At 73.4% G+C, this 15,247-nt stretch carries 14 protein-coding genes; 6 read left to right on the forward strand and 8 right to left on the reverse strand.

Annotated features, from left to right (window positions below):
• Positions 1–199: 199 nt before the first annotated feature.
• Together FCH28_RS31115 and FCH28_RS31120 are read right to left on the reverse strand one after the other, a co-directional pair.
• Positions 200–706 carry an NUDIX hydrolase gene (locus FCH28_RS31115; protein WP_136743526.1) on the reverse strand — a complete coding sequence of 169 codons (507 nt, stop codon included), beginning with the start codon at positions 704–706 and terminating at the stop codon, positions 200–202.
• A 21-nt stretch (positions 707–727) separates the two neighbouring features.
• Positions 728–2,323, reverse strand: a complete 1,596-nt coding sequence (locus FCH28_RS31120) for an ATP-dependent DNA ligase (protein WP_136743527.1) — start codon at positions 2,321–2,323, stop codon at positions 728–730.
• Positions 2,324–2,529: 206 nt separating this feature from the next.
• Here FCH28_RS31120 and FCH28_RS31125 point away from each other — a divergent pair, with 206 nt between their 5' ends.
• Together FCH28_RS31125 and FCH28_RS31130 are read left to right on the forward strand one after the other, a co-directional pair.
• On the forward strand, positions 2,530–2,733 hold the full coding sequence (locus tag FCH28_RS31125) for a cold-shock protein (protein WP_030991131.1): 204 nt from the start codon (positions 2,530–2,532) through the stop codon (positions 2,731–2,733).
• Positions 2,734–2,989: 256 nt separating this feature from the next.
• A complete protein-coding gene (locus FCH28_RS31130) occupies positions 2,990–4,537 on the forward strand; it encodes a DEAD/DEAH box helicase (RefSeq protein ID WP_136743528.1) in 1,548 nt (515 codons plus the stop codon).
• Between the two features lie 92 nt (positions 4,538–4,629).
• On the opposite strand, the gene FCH28_RS39520 is transcribed toward FCH28_RS31130, so the two are convergent.
• The gene (locus FCH28_RS39520) at positions 4,630–5,901 is read right to left on the reverse strand and encodes a hypothetical protein (RefSeq protein ID WP_246103409.1); all 1,272 of its coding nucleotides are present in this window, start codon (positions 5,899–5,901) and stop codon (positions 4,630–4,632) included.
• A gap of 229 nt (positions 5,902–6,130) precedes the next feature.
• Positions 6,131–7,645 (reverse strand): FAD-dependent monooxygenase, encoded by a 1,515-nt coding sequence (locus FCH28_RS31140; protein ID WP_136743529.1) that lies wholly within the window; start codon positions 7,643–7,645, stop codon positions 6,131–6,133.
• A gap of 466 nt (positions 7,646–8,111) precedes the next feature.
• Here FCH28_RS31140 and FCH28_RS31145 point away from each other — a divergent pair, with 466 nt between their 5' ends.
• Positions 8,112–8,666 (forward strand): hypothetical protein, encoded by a 555-nt coding sequence (locus FCH28_RS31145; protein ID WP_136743530.1) that lies wholly within the window; start codon positions 8,112–8,114, stop codon positions 8,664–8,666.
• 54 nt (positions 8,667–8,720) lie between these two features.
• Here the strand turns inward: FCH28_RS31145 and FCH28_RS31150 are convergent, their stop codons facing one another.
• The 3 genes from FCH28_RS31150 to FCH28_RS31160 form a co-directional block, all read right to left on the reverse strand.
• Positions 8,721–9,209, reverse strand: a complete 489-nt coding sequence (locus tag FCH28_RS31150) for an NUDIX hydrolase (RefSeq protein ID WP_136743531.1) — start codon at positions 9,207–9,209, stop codon at positions 8,721–8,723.
• Positions 9,210–9,343: 134 nt separating this feature from the next.
• Positions 9,344–9,961 carry a hypothetical protein gene (locus tag FCH28_RS31155; protein ID WP_187363970.1) on the reverse strand — a complete coding sequence of 206 codons (618 nt, stop codon included), beginning with the start codon at positions 9,959–9,961 and terminating at the stop codon, positions 9,344–9,346.
• Between the two features lie 82 nt (positions 9,962–10,043).
• Positions 10,044–10,886, reverse strand: coding sequence for a glutamate racemase (locus FCH28_RS31160; RefSeq protein WP_187363971.1), 843 nt, complete (start codon positions 10,884–10,886; stop codon positions 10,044–10,046).
• A gap of 158 nt (positions 10,887–11,044) precedes the next feature.
• On the opposite strand from FCH28_RS31160, the gene FCH28_RS31165 reads away from it, so the two are divergent.
• On the forward strand, positions 11,045–12,193 hold the full coding sequence (locus tag FCH28_RS31165) for a glycosyltransferase (protein WP_136743670.1): 1,149 nt from the start codon (positions 11,045–11,047) through the stop codon (positions 12,191–12,193).
• Positions 12,194–12,218: 25 nt separating this feature from the next.
• Here FCH28_RS31165 and FCH28_RS31170 read toward each other — a convergent pair whose 3' ends face one another.
• Entirely contained in the window at positions 12,219–13,577 is a 1,359-nt protein-coding gene (locus FCH28_RS31170) for a TerD family protein (RefSeq protein ID WP_136743532.1), read from the reverse strand.
• 246 nt (positions 13,578–13,823) lie between these two features.
• Here FCH28_RS31170 and FCH28_RS31175 point away from each other — a divergent pair, with 246 nt between their 5' ends.
• A complete protein-coding gene (locus FCH28_RS31175) occupies positions 13,824–14,297 on the forward strand; it encodes a DUF6643 family protein (protein WP_136743533.1) in 474 nt (157 codons plus the stop codon).
• Between the two features lie 75 nt (positions 14,298–14,372).
• On the forward strand, positions 14,373–15,197 hold the full coding sequence (locus FCH28_RS31180; RefSeq protein ID WP_136743534.1) for an MOSC domain-containing protein: 825 nt from the start codon (positions 14,373–14,375) through the stop codon (positions 15,195–15,197).
• Positions 15,198–15,247 lie beyond the last annotated feature (50 nt).

A 15,247-nucleotide genomic window follows, 5' to 3' on the forward strand; every position in this document is an offset into this window, starting at 1 on the left:
CCCGTCCCCAAGGCCCCGTGAAATTCCCCGTACTCAGATTGCCCGTTGGATAAAAAGGTGTCCAGGGCGAGTTCCCACACTATTCACGGCGCGCTGTTCATTGTTCGCCGTTCACCGTTCTTTCGTTACCGGGCTGTTCTTTTGTGACCGGGAATGGAAAGGAAACGGAAATTCAGGGGGAACGGGGGAACCGAATGGTTCAGTCCGGCGTCTTTCCTCTGAGATGCGCGGCCAGCCGCTCCAGAAACACCCGCTGGCCCGCGACGACGCGTTCCGCCGCCGCTTCCGGCGGGAACCAGGCCACCCGGTCGATCTCCGGAAAAGCACGGGTCACTCCGGACCCTCTCGGCCATTCCATCTCGAAGGTTCCGGGCACGATCCGGTCCGGATCGAGGTCGCTCTCGACGGCCCAGACCGTCACGGTCTTGCCGCCGGACTGGCGGGCCTCGCCCAGCGGAACGTACCGGCCGTCCGGGGGCGGCAGCCCCAGTTCCTCCGCGAACTCCCGGCGGGCCGCGTCCCGCGCTTCCTCCGGCGGGACGTACTCGCCCTTCGGCACCGACCAGGCACCCGCGTCACGCCGGGCCCACAACGGCCCGCCCATGTGGGCCAGGAGCACCTCGAAGCCGTCGCCGTCGCCGACATCGGCTCCGGTGCCACCGCCGCGCCGGAACAACAGCAGACCGGCACTCCGCTTTCCCGCCATCAGCCACCCTTCGGACCGCGGCTAACCCGCGTCACCGGTATGGGCGGCGAGGACGGTCTCGATCGTGTCCGCCTCGGCCGCCGTCTTGTCCTCCCGGTAGCGCACCACCCTGGCGAAGCGCAGGGTGACGCCCGCCGGATAGCGCGAGGACGTCTGGATCCCGTCGTAGGCGATCTCCACGACGAGTTCCGGGCGCACCCGCACGACATAACCGCTCGCGTCACCTCGTTCGTCACCGTTTTCGTCGCCGTTTTCGTCCCCGACTTCGTCGACGGCGAGTTCCCGCAGCCGCTCGGTCTGCCAGGTGAGCATGGCGTCGGTGAGTCCCTTGAAGGTCTTGCCGAGCATGACGAACCCGCCGTCGGGGCCGCGCGCGCCGAGGTGGAGGTTGGACAGCTTGCCGGTCCGCCGGCCGTGCCCCCACTCCGCCGCCAGCACCACCAGGTCGAGGGTGTGCACCGGCTTCACCTTCAGCCACGACGCGCCCCGGCGGCCCGCGCTGTACGGCGCGTCCAGGGCCTTGAGCACCACGCCCTCGTGTCCCTGGCGCAGGGTCCGCGACCAGAAGTCCCGGGCGGCGGCGCGGGCCGCCTCGTCCGCCGGGTCGCGTACCACGCAGCGGCCCACCCGCGCGTCCTCCGGAACCAGCCGGGCCAGCTCCGCGTGCCGCCGCTCGCAGGACAGCTCCAGCAGGTCGCGGTCGTCGACCGACAGCGCGTCGAAGAAGACCGCGGACAGCGGCAGCGCGGCCGCCGCGCCCGTGACGTCCACCCGCGAACCGAACCGGCCCGCGACCCGCTGGAACGGCACCGGCCGGCCGCCGCTGTCCAGGGCGATGACCTCGCCGTCCAGGATGAAGCGCGCCGCCGGGAGACCGCGGGCCAGCGCGGTGACCTCGGGCAGCCGGCCGGTGACCTCGTCCAGGGTGCGGGTGTAGATCCGTACGTCGGGGCCGTCCCGGTGCACCTGCACCCGGATGCCGTCGAGTTTCTGCTCCACGGCGCAGGCGCCGAGCTTGTCGATGGCCTCGTCCAGCGACGTGGCGCTGTGCGCCAGCATCGGTCCGACCGGCCGCCCGACGGTGAGCCGGAATGCGGCCAGCGCGGCGCCTCCCTCGGCCAGCAGGGCCCGCGCGACGTCCTGGAGCGAGCCGGCCAGCATGACGGCCCGCCGGACGTCCGCCGCCGGCGCACCCGTCGCCGCGGCGAGCCCCTCGACGGCGAGGGCGTCCAGCGCGCCCTGCCGTACCTCCCCGGTCAGCAGACCGACCAGAAAACGCTGCTCCTCGGCGGTCGCCGCGGCCATCAGCGCGCCGACCAGCCGGCGCCGCTCGCCCTGCGCGCCGGGTCCGGCGACCCGGGCCAGGGCGGTCAGTGCCGCGTCGGCGTCGCGCACGGTCAGCGTGGCGCGTTCGGCGGGCGGTACGGGCTCGCGCAGGACGCTCCAGCCGACCCCGATCCGGCCCTGCGGCAGCCGTCCGGCCAGGTAGGGGATGACCACCGGCACGTCCTCGGGGGCTGCGGCCCGGAACAGTCCGGCCAGCAGCGCGGTCTTCCGCGACCGCGCCGAGGTCGCGGCGACGTCCGCCGACACCCGTGCCAGATCGGCCAGCAACATACGGTCATCCTGCCCCTGCGGCACGGTCCCCGCTCCCCCACGGGACCGCTCCGGGGGCCGTGCACCCGGCGGTGATCCTCCACGGCGGCGACATTCGTGCTAGGTTCTTGGTCAGTTGCAGTTTTGGTACCCATGACATTGTGTGCGCCTGACGGGCAGTGACCCGCAGGCGCATTTTTATTGTCAATTAACGAAAAGAGACGCACATGGCGACTGGCACCGTGAAGTGGTTCAACGCGGAAAAGGGCTTCGGCTTCATCGAGCAGGACGGCGGCGGCGCTGACGTCTTCGCCCACTACTCGAACATCAACGCCCAGGGCTTCCGCGAGCTTCAGGAAGGCCAGAAGGTCAGCTTCGACGTCACCCAGGGCCAGAAGGGCCCGCAGGCGGAGAACATCGTCCCGGCCTGACCCGGCCGGCACGACCCCCCAGCATCACCGGCCGGCAGCAGCCGGCCACTCCCACGGCCCGGCGTCCGCCAGCTCCACCCGCTCCGCCCGTTCCAACGCTTTCCGGCGGGCGCCGGCCGTTTCGAGTCTCCGGGGCGACGGATTTCCGTCCGCCCCGGTCTCCAGCTCACTTTCCGGCTCGTTCTTGCGATTCCTCGCGCGGCACTGCGCCCCGCCGGGTCTCCCTCGATACGCGCCGCATCGAGGAAGGTTCCGTTTGAACCGCAGCACCCGCTCCAATGACCGCTACGGCCGTTCCGGTGGCTCCCGCTCCGCGGGCTCCGGCGGCGGCTCCCGCTCCGGCGGCCGCAACGGCGGCTCCGGCGGCCGCTTCCGCTCGCAGGGACCGCGCCGGCCCAAGGCCGCCGCCCCGCAGGGCGAGTTCGCACTCCCGGTCACCATCACGCCCGCGCTGCCCGCCGCCGAGACCTTCGGCGAGCTGGACATGCCCGCGCCGCTGCTCACGACGCTCACCCGGCTCGGGGTGACCGAGCCGTTCCCCATCCAGGCCGCGACGCTGCCCAACTCCCTGGCCGGGCGTGACGTCCTCGGCCGCGGCCGCACCGGATCGGGCAAGACCCTCGCCTTCGGCCTCGCCCTGCTGGCCCGTACCGCCGGGCAGCGCGCCGAGCCGCGCCAGCCGCTCGCGCTGGTCCTGGTGCCCACCCGTGAGCTGGCCCAGCAGGTCACCGACGCGCTCACCCCGTATGCCCAGGCCCTGCATCTGCGGCTGGCCACGGTCGTCGGCGGCATGTCCATCGGCCGCCAGGCCGGCGCGCTGCGCAACGGTGCCGAGGTCGTCGTCGCCACTCCGGGACGCCTCAAGGACCTCATCGAGCGCCGCGACTGCCGTCTGGACGAGGTGCGGATCACCGTCCTGGACGAGGCCGACCAGATGGCCGACATGGGCTTCATGCCGCAGGTCACCGAACTGCTCAACCAGGTGCGTGCGGACGGTCAGCGGCTGCTCTTCTCGGCCACCCTGGACCGCAATGTGGACAAGCTGGTGCGGCGCTTCCTCAACGACCCGGTCGTGCACTCCGTCGACCCGTCGGCCGGCGCGGTCACCACGATGGAGCACCACATCCTGCATGTGCAGGGCACGGACAAGCACGCCACCACGGTCGAGATCGCGGCGCGCGACGGCCGGGTGATCATGTTCCTGGACACCAAGCACGCCGTCGACCGGCTCACCAAGGACCTGCTGGCCAGTGGTGTACGGGCGTCCGCGCTGCACGGCGGCAAGTCGCAGCCGCAGCGCAACCGCACCCTCGCGCAGTTCAAGTCCGGGCAGGTCACCGCGCTGGTGGCGACCAATGTCGCGGCCCGCGGCATCCATGTCGACAACCTGGATCTGGTCGTCAACGTCGACCCGCCGACCGACCACAAGGACTATCTGCACCGTGGCGGCCGAACCGCGCGGGCCGGCGAGTCCGGCAGCGTGGTGACGCTGGTGCTGCCCAACCAGCGCCGCGAGATCACCCGGCTCATGGCGACCGCGGGCATAACCCCGCAGATCACCCAGGTCCGCTCCGGCGACGCCGAACTCACCCGTATCACGGGCGCCCAGGCCCCGTCGGGCATCCCGGTCACCATCGCCGCGCCGGTCGCCGACCGCCCCAAGCGCAGCTCGTCCTCGTCCTCGTCTCGCGGCCGCCGAAGCCGCCCGGCCCAGGCCCGCCGCGCCGGGAACGGGGACCGTTCTTCGGCCCCGCGGAACGGGGACCGTTCGTCGGCACCGCGCCGGAACGCCGCCTCTTCGTAGCGTCGTCCGGAGCCCGCTTCAGCCCCCGAGTGCCGTGCGCCCGCCGCCCGGCCTCGGGGGCTGTTGCGTGCACCAGGTACGCCGCCGCGTCCTCACTCGTACATCACGTAGTCCGGCTCCGGACTGAGGCGCAGGACCTCGTCCGGGCTCATCAGGCGGCTGCCCTTCGCGTCCTCCTCGTAGAACAGCTTGAAGCCGGCGTGGACGCCGTCGGGCATGCCGGAGACGAGATGGCGCCAGGTGCGCCGTTTCAGGGCGGGTGAGCCGATGCCGTCGACGCTCTTGATCAGGGCCACGCCGGGCTGCGGGCGCAGCGCGGACTCGTCGCGCACCACGGACGTGGCGACCTGATGGAAGACGAGCGCCTTCTGGGGCAGTGCGTGTGCGTCGACCAGGGCGGACAGATAGCGGGCGACGCGGGTCAGCTCATGGCCGCTGGTGCGGCCGAAGGTGCGGCCGGGCACCTCGTGGGGGCCCATCTCCCACTCCGGGTCGAGGGCGAGGCCCACATCGGGGTGGACCAGCCAGTCGTGCAGCGCTTCGACCTCGTCGAGCACCGCGGCGCGGCCCGGCTGGATGTTGAGCAGCAGCAGCGCCCGGTGCTTGCGGGCGAGTGCGTGGAAGCGGCGGATGGTCGCCGAGGGCGTGCGCGAGCGGTAACTGCCGTCCCGGCCGGCATCGGCGTTGGCGACCACCGCCAGGAGCTCGAGCACCGGCAGCGGTTCGCGCCCCGCGGCGTAGGTCTTCGCCACCTTCGCGAGCTCGGCGGCCCGCCTGCCGGGGGCGCCGATGCCGAGCCTGCCGAGTGCCACCGCGCCGGGCAGGCCGCAGAAGCCGACCAGGCGGTGACGGGGGAACAGTTCCCACCCGCCCCGGGGCAGTTCCCGCCGCTGTTTCGCCGGTCCGGGCGCCGGGTTCGAGGCGGCGGGCGGGTCGGAAGGGGCGGCCGAGCCCGGCGTACCGGGGGGTCTCGATGTGCCGTCCGGGCCGGATGGGGCGGACGGGTCCGAGGTGGTGTCCGCGGACCGCTGCGGGTTGTCGGGCGGTGACGCCCCGGGGGCGGAGTCGGTGCGATCGGACGGTTTGCCGCACCCGGTGATCAGACCGAGGCCGACCGCCGCCGTGGCCGCGAGTATGTCCCGGCGGGTCGCCCCGGGGAGCGGCGGTGCGCGATGCTCCGTCAGCGATGCGCGATGCTCCGTCAGTGGTGCGCCGCGCGCCGGCGGCGATTCGCGGGGGCGGCACACCCCCGAGCCGGATATCGCGCTGTTCCCTTCGGCACCGTCGGCCCACCCGGCGAGGTCGGCCCGGCCCGGGTCCCCCGCCTTGTGCGCCTCGCCGGCCCTGCCCGACTTGCCAGCCACCTTGCCTCCGTCCGCCGCCGTCCGGCTGTCCGTCCATCCGTCCGCGAAGATCTCCAGAACTGTCATTCCGCAACGCCGGGCCGCGCCACACGAAAATCACCCAACTCACACGAATGCCCGGCGTGTTCCTGCGGCCTGCCCGCCGCCGCCCGTGCGCATGCCCCGTACGCGCCGCCGCTACGCCGGGCATCGTCAGGGCGCCTGGGGCGGGCCTCGACCGCCGCCCCGCTCAGGAGAGTCCGACCGTCGCCAGATAGGCGGGCACATCCGCCGGATCGTGGGTCGCCAGGCCGACGTATCCGTCCGGACGGACCAGGAACAGGCCTTCCCCGTAGACCGATGCGACGGTGCTGTCGTCCACCTGGTGGGCGTGCACGCCTCGGGGCGCGTCGGGCAGGTCCATCGCGACGGCGAGCAGTGTGAACTGCGGGCCGCGCAGCAGGTCGAAGAGGCGCCGGGCCGGCGTGCCGTCGTTGGCCCGGCACTCCTGGCCGGCCGGCCACGGCAGGTCGGGAGCGCGGTCGCCGGCGCAGAGCGCGGACAGGTTCGTGCCCCGCCGGGCCTCCCTCGACAGCGGGCTCTCCCGGTAGCCGACATCCAGCTGGTTGGTCATCCGTCCGCGGTGCGCCGCCTGGTGGGCGCTGCCCACCTCCGGGGTGCGGCCGACGCGGTACAGCCGGGTGCTCAGTTTCAGCACCGCGGCGGCGACCGGCAGCCGCTCCGCCGCGTAACTCTCCAGCAGCCGCCGGTCCGCGCCGTGCCGAAGCACCTGGCCCAGCTTCCAGCCCAGGTTGTAGGCGTCCTGGACGCTGGTGTTGAGCCCCTGTCCGCCGCCGGGCGGGTGGACGTGCGCGGCGTCCCCGGCGAGGAACACCCTGCCCTGTTTGAACCGGGGGGCGAGGGCCGCGTGCGGCTGGTAGTACGAGGCGCAGCGGACGTGGGTGACCGCGCTGGCGGGCAGATGGCTCCGGGAGCCGATGATGGTGCGGACGTCGTGGGTGGCGTGCGGCCGGTCGATGTCGAACTGCGCGGAGAACTGGAAGTCCTCGGTGCCGGGCAGCGGGCACAGGAGCATCGGGCCGCCGGGCGCCTTGGGCCAGACATGCCAGTTGTCGCGGTCGAGGCCGTGTATTCGGACGTCGGCGACCAGCGAGGGGCGCAGCCGGGTGTCCGCGGCCGTCATGCGCAGGCCCAGGGCGTGCCGCACCGTGCTGTGGCCGCCGTCGGCGCCGACGAGGTACCGGGCGGTGACCGTGCGGCTCGTCCCGTCGGGGTGTGCGAGCTCGACGGTGACATGGTCGTCGGTCTGCTCCAGGTTGAGCAGCGTGGTCTCGAACTCGACGCTGCCGCCGAGCTCCAGCAGCCGTTCGTAGAGGATCCGTTGAGTGCGCCACTGCGGGATCATCCATACCCGCGGATAGGCGGAGAGGGTGCGGCCGGGCGCCTTGTCGATCAGGTCCCACTCGCCGCGGCGCTCGCCGCCCTCCCAGGTCTGCATCGGGGGGAAGGGCGCGCCGCCCGCCCGGATCTCGTCGATCACGCCGAGATCGTCGAAGACCTCCTGGGTGCGGGGCTGCAGCCCTTTGCCGCGTGACCCGGGGAACAGGTGGTCGGACTTCTCGATCAGGTGGGCGCGCACGCCGCGCCTGGCCAGATCGCAGGCGAGGGTGAGGCCGGTCGGACCGGCACCGACGATCAGGACCTCGGTGGCGCCCGTGCCGTCGAGCGGGATTTCAGCCGTCATGCGCCGCACCCTTCGCCGTCACTCAGCGTAGCGATATTCTCACACGATACGACGGCCCGGGTGGGCGCTCAACCGGAAGGCGAAGGGCCCCGTACGGCGCCGCCCGCCCCGGGCCGTTCCCCTCCGGACCGGCCCGACACGCCCGGACGGCGGGGTCGCCGCATGGCCCCGGCCTCTCCGAAGTCCTCGACGCCCACAGGCCGGGGCTCCGCCGTTCGGTACCGACCTGACCGATCGGTACCGACCTGGGCGGCTTCACCGGTGACATCGCCGGCGGATTCCGGGGGGGGCGATGCCGGACGTACCGAGGGCGCCACCCCCTCCCCGGCCGCTCCCCCGACGCCTCCCCGGCCCCTGCGGACACCGTCCGGCATCACCCGAACAGTCGTTCCCGGATCGCCGCTCCCCCCGCGGGGCTCCTAGCGTCAAACGACGCAGCGCACCTCCGCCGCAAGGGAGTCCGACCATGCGTAGGCTCATCGCCGTGCCGACCGTGCTGTTCGCGCTCGCCGCCGCGGGATGCGGGAGCGACGACGACGGCGGGGAGTCCACAGCCCCGTCACGGTCCGCCGGCCCGGGCAGCACGCCGGACCCGGAGTCGTCGCCCGCCGTCCCGGGACAGCCCGTGAGCTGCGGCGAGATCTCCGACGCGCTGGGCGACGCCAGGGACGTGGCGCTCTTCGCCGACCCGGGAGCCGGTGGCACGGTGGGCTGCGAGGAGGCCCACGACGTGATGTCCGAGTTCTTTCTGCGGGCGCCGCAGGAGGCCGGCGGGGACCTGGGGTCGCTGGCCATACGGGGCTGGTTCTGCCAGTACGAGAGCGGCCCCACCGGCACCTGGCTGAGCACCTGCCGCAAGGACAAGCTGGAGATGCACACCGAGGCGTCCGGGGAGCAGCCCGCCCCGTCCGACCAGCCCGGCGGCCCGGAGGAGCCGGACAGCCCGGAGGAGTCCCAGCTCCCCTCGCTTCCCGACGAGACCGGCGATCCGATGGAGGAGCCCTCCACGGAGGAGCTGTGAGGAGCTGTAGGGCCCGTCAGAGCCCGATCCGTCGGGCAGGCGCTGGCCGCCCGGCTATCCCTGGGGCGCTTCCCCCTGCCCCTGGAACCACGACGGCCCCGCCTCGACCGCCCGCTTGATGCGGGTCAGGGCGTAGTCGTCGAGCTCCGGCAGGGCGTCCAGGGTGAACCAGCCCACCTCCAGCGACTCGTCGTCGTTGACCCGGGCATCGCCGCCGACCGCCCGGCAGCGCAGCGTCACGTCCATGAACTGGCAGACGTCGCCGTTGGGGTACCGGACCGGCGGCACGCTCTCCACGAGGACGATCCGCTCGGCGACGACCCGTACCGCGGTCTCCTCGTACACCTCGCGCACCGCGGTCTCGGCGGGCTGCTCGCCGGGCTCGGGGATGCCGCCGATCACCGCCCAGCAGCCGTTGTCCGCCCGCTTGCCCAGCAGGACACGGCCCTCGTCGTCGAAGACGACCGCGGTCACGCCGGGCAGCCACAGGAGCTCGCTGCCGATGGCGATCCGGAGGTCACGGATGAAGTCGGGGGTTGCCATGCTGTGCACCTTAAGGGAAAGCACGAGCCCACCCCCGGCGCGCACGCGCCCGGAACCCCGGAACACGGAACCGTCCGCGCGCCCCGCACACCGGACCGCCCACGGCACGGATCGGCACGCTCCTGGGGCGCCGCTCAGGCGCCCGTCGGCGTCCCGCCGCGCAGGCCCAGCCGGCTGCGGATGCACCGCACCGCGGCCTCGGCGTTGTCGACGGTGACGGTGAAGGTGCGCCCGTCGCCGAGCTGGAGGACCACGCCCTCGCCGCGGCGTACGACGACGGCCGTGCCCTGCTCGGGGCGCCAGCGGTAGCCCCAGCCGCCCCAGTGGCGGGGGGTGACGCTGGGCGCGAAGTCGGCGCCGACGACGCTGTCGAGGGGGATCCGGCGGCGTGGCACCCCGATGTGGCCGCACCGCACTTCCAGGCACTCCCGGTCCACGCGGACCGACACATGGACGAAGGCGAGCGTGCCGAAGAGCACCAGCAGGCCGGCCGCGACACAGCCGACCACCGACATCACCAGGGGAGCGGGGCTGGCGGTGTAGGCGCTGTCGACGGCCAGCTCGATGCCGAGCGCCAGGCAGGCCGCGCCCACGGCGGCCAGTAGCCACTGGATGCGGTTGGTGGCGCTGCCGTGCCAGACCTCGGGAATGTCCGCATGGGAGCCGCCGACGGGGCGCGCGCCGGCGCCCGCGCCGTCGGTACCGCCGTGGTTCTCGGGGGCTGCTGCCCCCTCCTGGGGGTGGTCCCTCATGGAACGCAGCGTACGCGCCTTCACACGCTATGGCAGTGCTGCGGGCGGGTGGTTCACGGCACGGGACGCGCCGGGCCCGACGTCAGTGCCGCAGCGCAGCGGTGGCGGCCTCGTCGGCGGCCGGAGCGCCGCGCTCGGCCTCCGTTGCGCGGCCGCTTCCGGCGAGCAGCCGGCCCTCGGCGTAGGCGAACACGGGGGCCGGGAGTCCGGCCGTGCGGCCGCTGAGGAGCACGGTCAGGCCGCCGGTCGGCGCGGCCGCGGTGGCCGGCTCGGCGCCGATGCGGCGGAGCGCCTGGGCGGCGACGGCGTCGGCGGAGCCGTGCAGGACGAGGGCGGGGGCGCCGGGCTGCTGGAGCGCGGCCCGGATGCGTTCGGCGACGAGTTCGTAGTGGGTGCAGCCCAGGACGACGGACCGCACGTCCTGCGGGGTGCGCTGCGCGGCCGCGGCGATGGCGGCGTCGATGGCTCTCTCGTCCGCCGTCTCGACGGCGTCGGCCAGGCCGGGGCAGGGCACGCCGGTGACGGCCACGCCGCTGGCGAACCGCTCGATCAGATCCCGCTGGTAGGGGCTGCCGGTGGTGGCGGGGGTGGCCCAGATGGCGACCGGGCCGCCGCCGGCCGCCGCGGGCTTGATGGCCGGGACGGTGCCGATGACCGGCACGGCGGGTTCCAGTTCGGCGCGGAGCACCGGCAGGGCGTGCACGGACGCGGTGTTGCAGGCGACGATCAGGGCGTCGGGGCGGTGCGCGGCGGCGGCGCGTGCCACGGCCAGCGCGTGCGCGGCGACGTCGTCGGGGGTACGCGGGCCCCAGGGCATACCGTCGGGGTCCGAGGAGAGGACGAGATCGGCGTCCGGCCGCATTCGCCGCACGGCCGCGGCCGCAGCGAGCAGCCCGTTTCCGGAGTCCATGAGCGCGATCTTCACCCGGACACTTTACTCGGCCGGGCGAGCGTCTTTTCCTACCGGCGTGCGACCGGGGCGCCCCCGGGCCCGGACACCACCCCGATTGCGCCATCCCGGTACACCCTGCCGAACGCAGGTGTGCGGCGGCCGGGGTGCGGCAGACTGCGGCCGTGGGAGCGATGGAGTGGATCGGCGCCGGGTCGCTGCTGGCCTGGGTGTGGCTGCTGCTGGGACAGGGCTTCTTCTGGCGGACGGACGTACGGCTTCCGGCGCGCCGCGACCCGGAGCGCTGGCCCTCGGTCGCGGTGGTGGTCCCGGCGCGCGACGAGGCCGAGGTGCTGCCGCACAGCCTGCCGTCGCTGCTGGCGCAGAAGTACCCGGGCCGGGCCGAGGTGTTTCTCGTCGACGACGGCAGCACGGACGGCACCGGGGCGCTGGCCCGGGAGCTGGCGGCCGAGCGGGGCGGGCTGCCGCTGACGGTCTCGTCGCCCGGTGAGCCGGAGCCGGGGTGGACGGGCAAGCTGTGGGCCGTACGGCAGGGGATCGCGCTGGCGCGGCTGCGGGTCGGGCCGGAGTATCTGCTGCTGACGGACGCGGATATCGCGCACGAGCCGGACAGTCTGCGGGAGTTGGTCGCGGCGGCCCGGTCGGCGGATCTGGATCTGGTGTCGCAGATGGCGCGGCTGCGGGTCGTGACGTTCTGGGAGCGGCTGATCGTGCCGGCGTTCGTGTACTTCTTCGGGCAGCTCTACCCGTTCCGCTGGGTCAACCGTCCCGGGGCGCGGACCGCCGCGGCGGCCGGCGGCTGTGTGCTGCTGCGGCTGGACGCCGCGGAGCGGGCGGGTATCCCGGAGTCGATCCGGCATGCGGTGATCGACGATGTGAAGCTGGCGCGGGCCGTGCAGCGGCACGGCGGCACCATCTGGCTGGGGCTCGCCGACCGGGTGGACAGTGTGCGCCCGTATCCGCGGCTGGCCGAGCTGTGGCGGATGGTCGCGCGCAGCGCGTACGCCCAGCTGCGGCACCGGCCGCAATTGCTGCTGGCGACGGCCGCCGGTCTCCTGCTGGTGTATCTCGCCCCGCCGGCCGCGCTGCTCGCCGGGCTGGCCGGCGGCGATTCGACGGTGGCGGCGCTGGGCGGGGCCGCCTGGCTGGTGATGAGCGGAACGTATCTGCCGATGCTGCGCTACTACCGGCAGCCGCCGTGGACGGCGCCGCTGCTGCCGTTCACCGCGCTGCTGTATCTGCTGATGACGGTGGACTCGGCCGTACAGCACTACCGGGGGCGCGGGGCGGCGTGGAAGGGCCGGACCTACGGGCCCCGGTGAGGCCGGCCCCGGACGCCCCCCGGCGTCACTTGCTGGCCGGCGACCAGTCCAGGCCCCATTTGTAGGCGTAGTCGACGGTGCGCTGCGGGCTGATGCCGGGCTCGGGGACGAGGTAGCGGGCCTCGCGCTGGACGACGAGCTCGCTGCCGGTGTTGGTGATCAGGGCCAGCGCGCAGACGTTGGAGGGCACGGTGCACTCGTCGAGGGTGAAGTCGACGGGGGCGCCGTGCTGCGGCTGGAGGGTGACCGTGGCCTTGAGGCCCTCGAAGCTGCGGGCGCCGGCATAGACCGTGACGAAGATCAGGATGCGTTGGATGCGCGCCTGGTGGTCGAGGTTGATGGTCATGTTCTCGCCGGCGGCGACGGACCCGGTGCGGTCGTCGCCGTCGAGCTGGATGTACGGCGGTGCGTGCAGCGCCCCGAAGTTGCCTCCGATGGGGTGCACGACCCCGGCGCTGCCGTCGGTCAGCTCGTAGAGCGCGCACAGGTCGAGGTCGAGATCGCCGGACGGGGGCAGCAGCGCGCCTCGGGCGCCCATGGCCTCCAGCGCCTTGCGGCCGAGTTTCTTCGTGAGCCGCTTGCCGGCGCCGCCGCTGTTCCAGTTGAGGTTCACGCGCATCGCGCCGGAGGTGCCGCCCTGCTTCGTCAACGAGACGGCTGGAGCCTCCTTCGTGAGGGTGACTTTTGTCAGACGAACGGGAGCGGGCGCGGGGGCCTGCGCGGGCGGGCCCGGCGGGGGCGGGATTGACGCCGCCGGTTGACCCGTTGGCAACGGGGGCGCGGGGGCCATGGGCGGCGCGGCCGGGGGCGCGGCGGGCGGCTGGGCGGGGGTGGCGGCGGGCGGCTGGGCCGCGGCCGGCTCCTCGTCGACGCTGATACCGAAGTCGGTGGCCAGGCCGGCGAGCCCGGTGTCGTAGCCCTGCCCCACGGCGCGGAATTTCCAGGCGCCCTGGCGGCGGTAGAGCTCGCCGAGCACGAAGGCGGTCTCGGCGGTGGCGTCCTGGCTGTCGAAGCGGGCCAGTTCGGCGCCGCTCGCCGCGTCCAGCACCCGGATGTGCAGCCCGGGGACGCTCCCGAACGTGCCGCCGTCGGCGGAGGCGGCGAGCACCACCTTGTCGACGGCGGGCTCGACGGCGGCGAGGTCGACGGCGAGGGTGTCGGTCAGTGCGCCGCCGGCCGGCCGCTTGCCCTCGTGGCGTACCGCCCCCGAAGCGTGCACCGCCTGGTTGTAGAAGACGAAGTCGGCGTCGTCACGGACCTTTCCGGACGCCAGGAGCAGGGCGGAGGCATCCACATCCGGAGTCCCCGGGGCCGCCTGCCAGCCCAGCTCCACCCTGACCGCCGGGGCCGGAACCGGAACGTTGCTGCCCTTGAGCATCGACATCGTGCGCCTTCCTCTCGTCCTCCGTGGCCCGTCAGCCGTGGCACCTCCCAACCTACTTGGCCGGGACTGTCCCGAACGCCCCCTGTTCACCTGCGAGAAGCGAGGTCTTTACACGATCCCTACGGGCGATCGCGACCGATTTCCGCATGTTCGCTCGCATTGGGGTTCCCCAGCCTCTCCCAACTCGTAAAACAACCCTCTTTTCAGGCTCCCCAATCGGCACATGGTGGGCTTAACTTATGACGCATGACCTCCCCCCGCTCTACCTACGGCGGCGGCTACTACGCTTCGCCCTCCTTCCCGGACACCCCGATCTACGACAGCCTCGTCGCAGAGCGCGGCACACCGCAGATCGCGCCGATCCGGGTGTCTCCTCCTTCCTATGAGACCGGCTCGTCGTATCTGCCGGCGCTCCCCGCGGCACTGCCCGCACTCCCCGCAGCTCCCTCCTATCCCTCCGCGGGTCAGGGCTACCCGGGTGCCGCCGCGCAGCCGGTCGCCCCGCTGCAGCACGCTCCGGCGCCGTACATCCCGCAGCAGGCGGGTGCCCGCGGCTATCCGGCCCAGCAGCCGCAGCAGCCGCAGCGCCCGGCCCCGCCCACCGGCACCGGGTACGAGGCGATGCGTCCGGCCGCTCCGATGGCGCCGCGGCCTGCCGCTCCCCGGCCCGCCGCGCCCTACGAGGACCCGTACGGCCGCCAATACCCGCGGGGGTACTGACCTGGCGCGACGGTCACGTCCGGACGGAAACCGGCCTGCCGGTCGATTGTCCGAGGCGGCTGGCAGGATGGATCCATGCTCAAGCCTGCGCTGCAATCGATCCATCTCTACCCGGTCAAATCCATTGCGGGGTCCGGTCCCGGCGAGGCGGTCGTGGAGCCGTGGGGGCTCGCCGGGGACCGACGCTGGCTGGTGGTCGACGGCGACCGCAGGATGCTGACCCAACGGCCGCAGCCGAAGTTGGCGTTGGCGGCCGCCGAGCAGCTCGCGGGCGGCGGGCTGCGGCTGACCGCGCCCGGGATGCCGCCGCTGACGGTCGAGGTGCCCGCGCCCGGGGAGACGGTCCCGGTGGAGGTCTGGAAGGACAAGGTCGAGGCGGTGCCCGCGGGCCGGGCGGCGCACGACTGGTTCCGCGGGTATCTGGGCGTCGAGGCCGAGCTGGTGTATCTCGACGCCCCGGAGATGCGCCGCCCCGTCGACCCGGTGTACTCCCGGCCCGGTGACACGGTCAGCTTCGCCGACGGCTTTCCGCTGCTGCTGACCACCACCTCGTCGCTGGACGCCCTCAATTCCCTCATCGCGCAGGGCGATCACGCCGATGAGGGGCCCCTTCCGATGAACCGTTTCCGGCCCAATGTGGTGGTGGACGGCACCGCTCCCTGGGCGGAGGACGAGTGGCGCAGCGTCCGCGTCGGCGAGGTGGTCTTCGACGTCGCCAAGCCCTGCAGCCGTTGCGTGGTGACGACCACGGACCAGCGCAGCGCCGAGCGCGGCAAGGAGCCGCTGCGCACTCTCGCCCGGCATCGGCGCTTCGGTGACCGGCTGGTCTTCGGCCAGAATCTGATCCCCCGCGGCGTCGGCACGATCCGCGTCGGCGACCCTTTCGAGATACTCGACTGACGGGCGGCGCGGCGCCGCCCGCGAGCGCGTCACGGGTGCTCGCGGCGGCC

Origin of the sequence: Streptomyces piniterrae (genome assembly GCF_005048155.1) — a bacterium.
Classification (GTDB): Bacteria; Actinomycetota; Actinomycetes; order Streptomycetales; family Streptomycetaceae; genus Streptomyces; species Streptomyces piniterrae.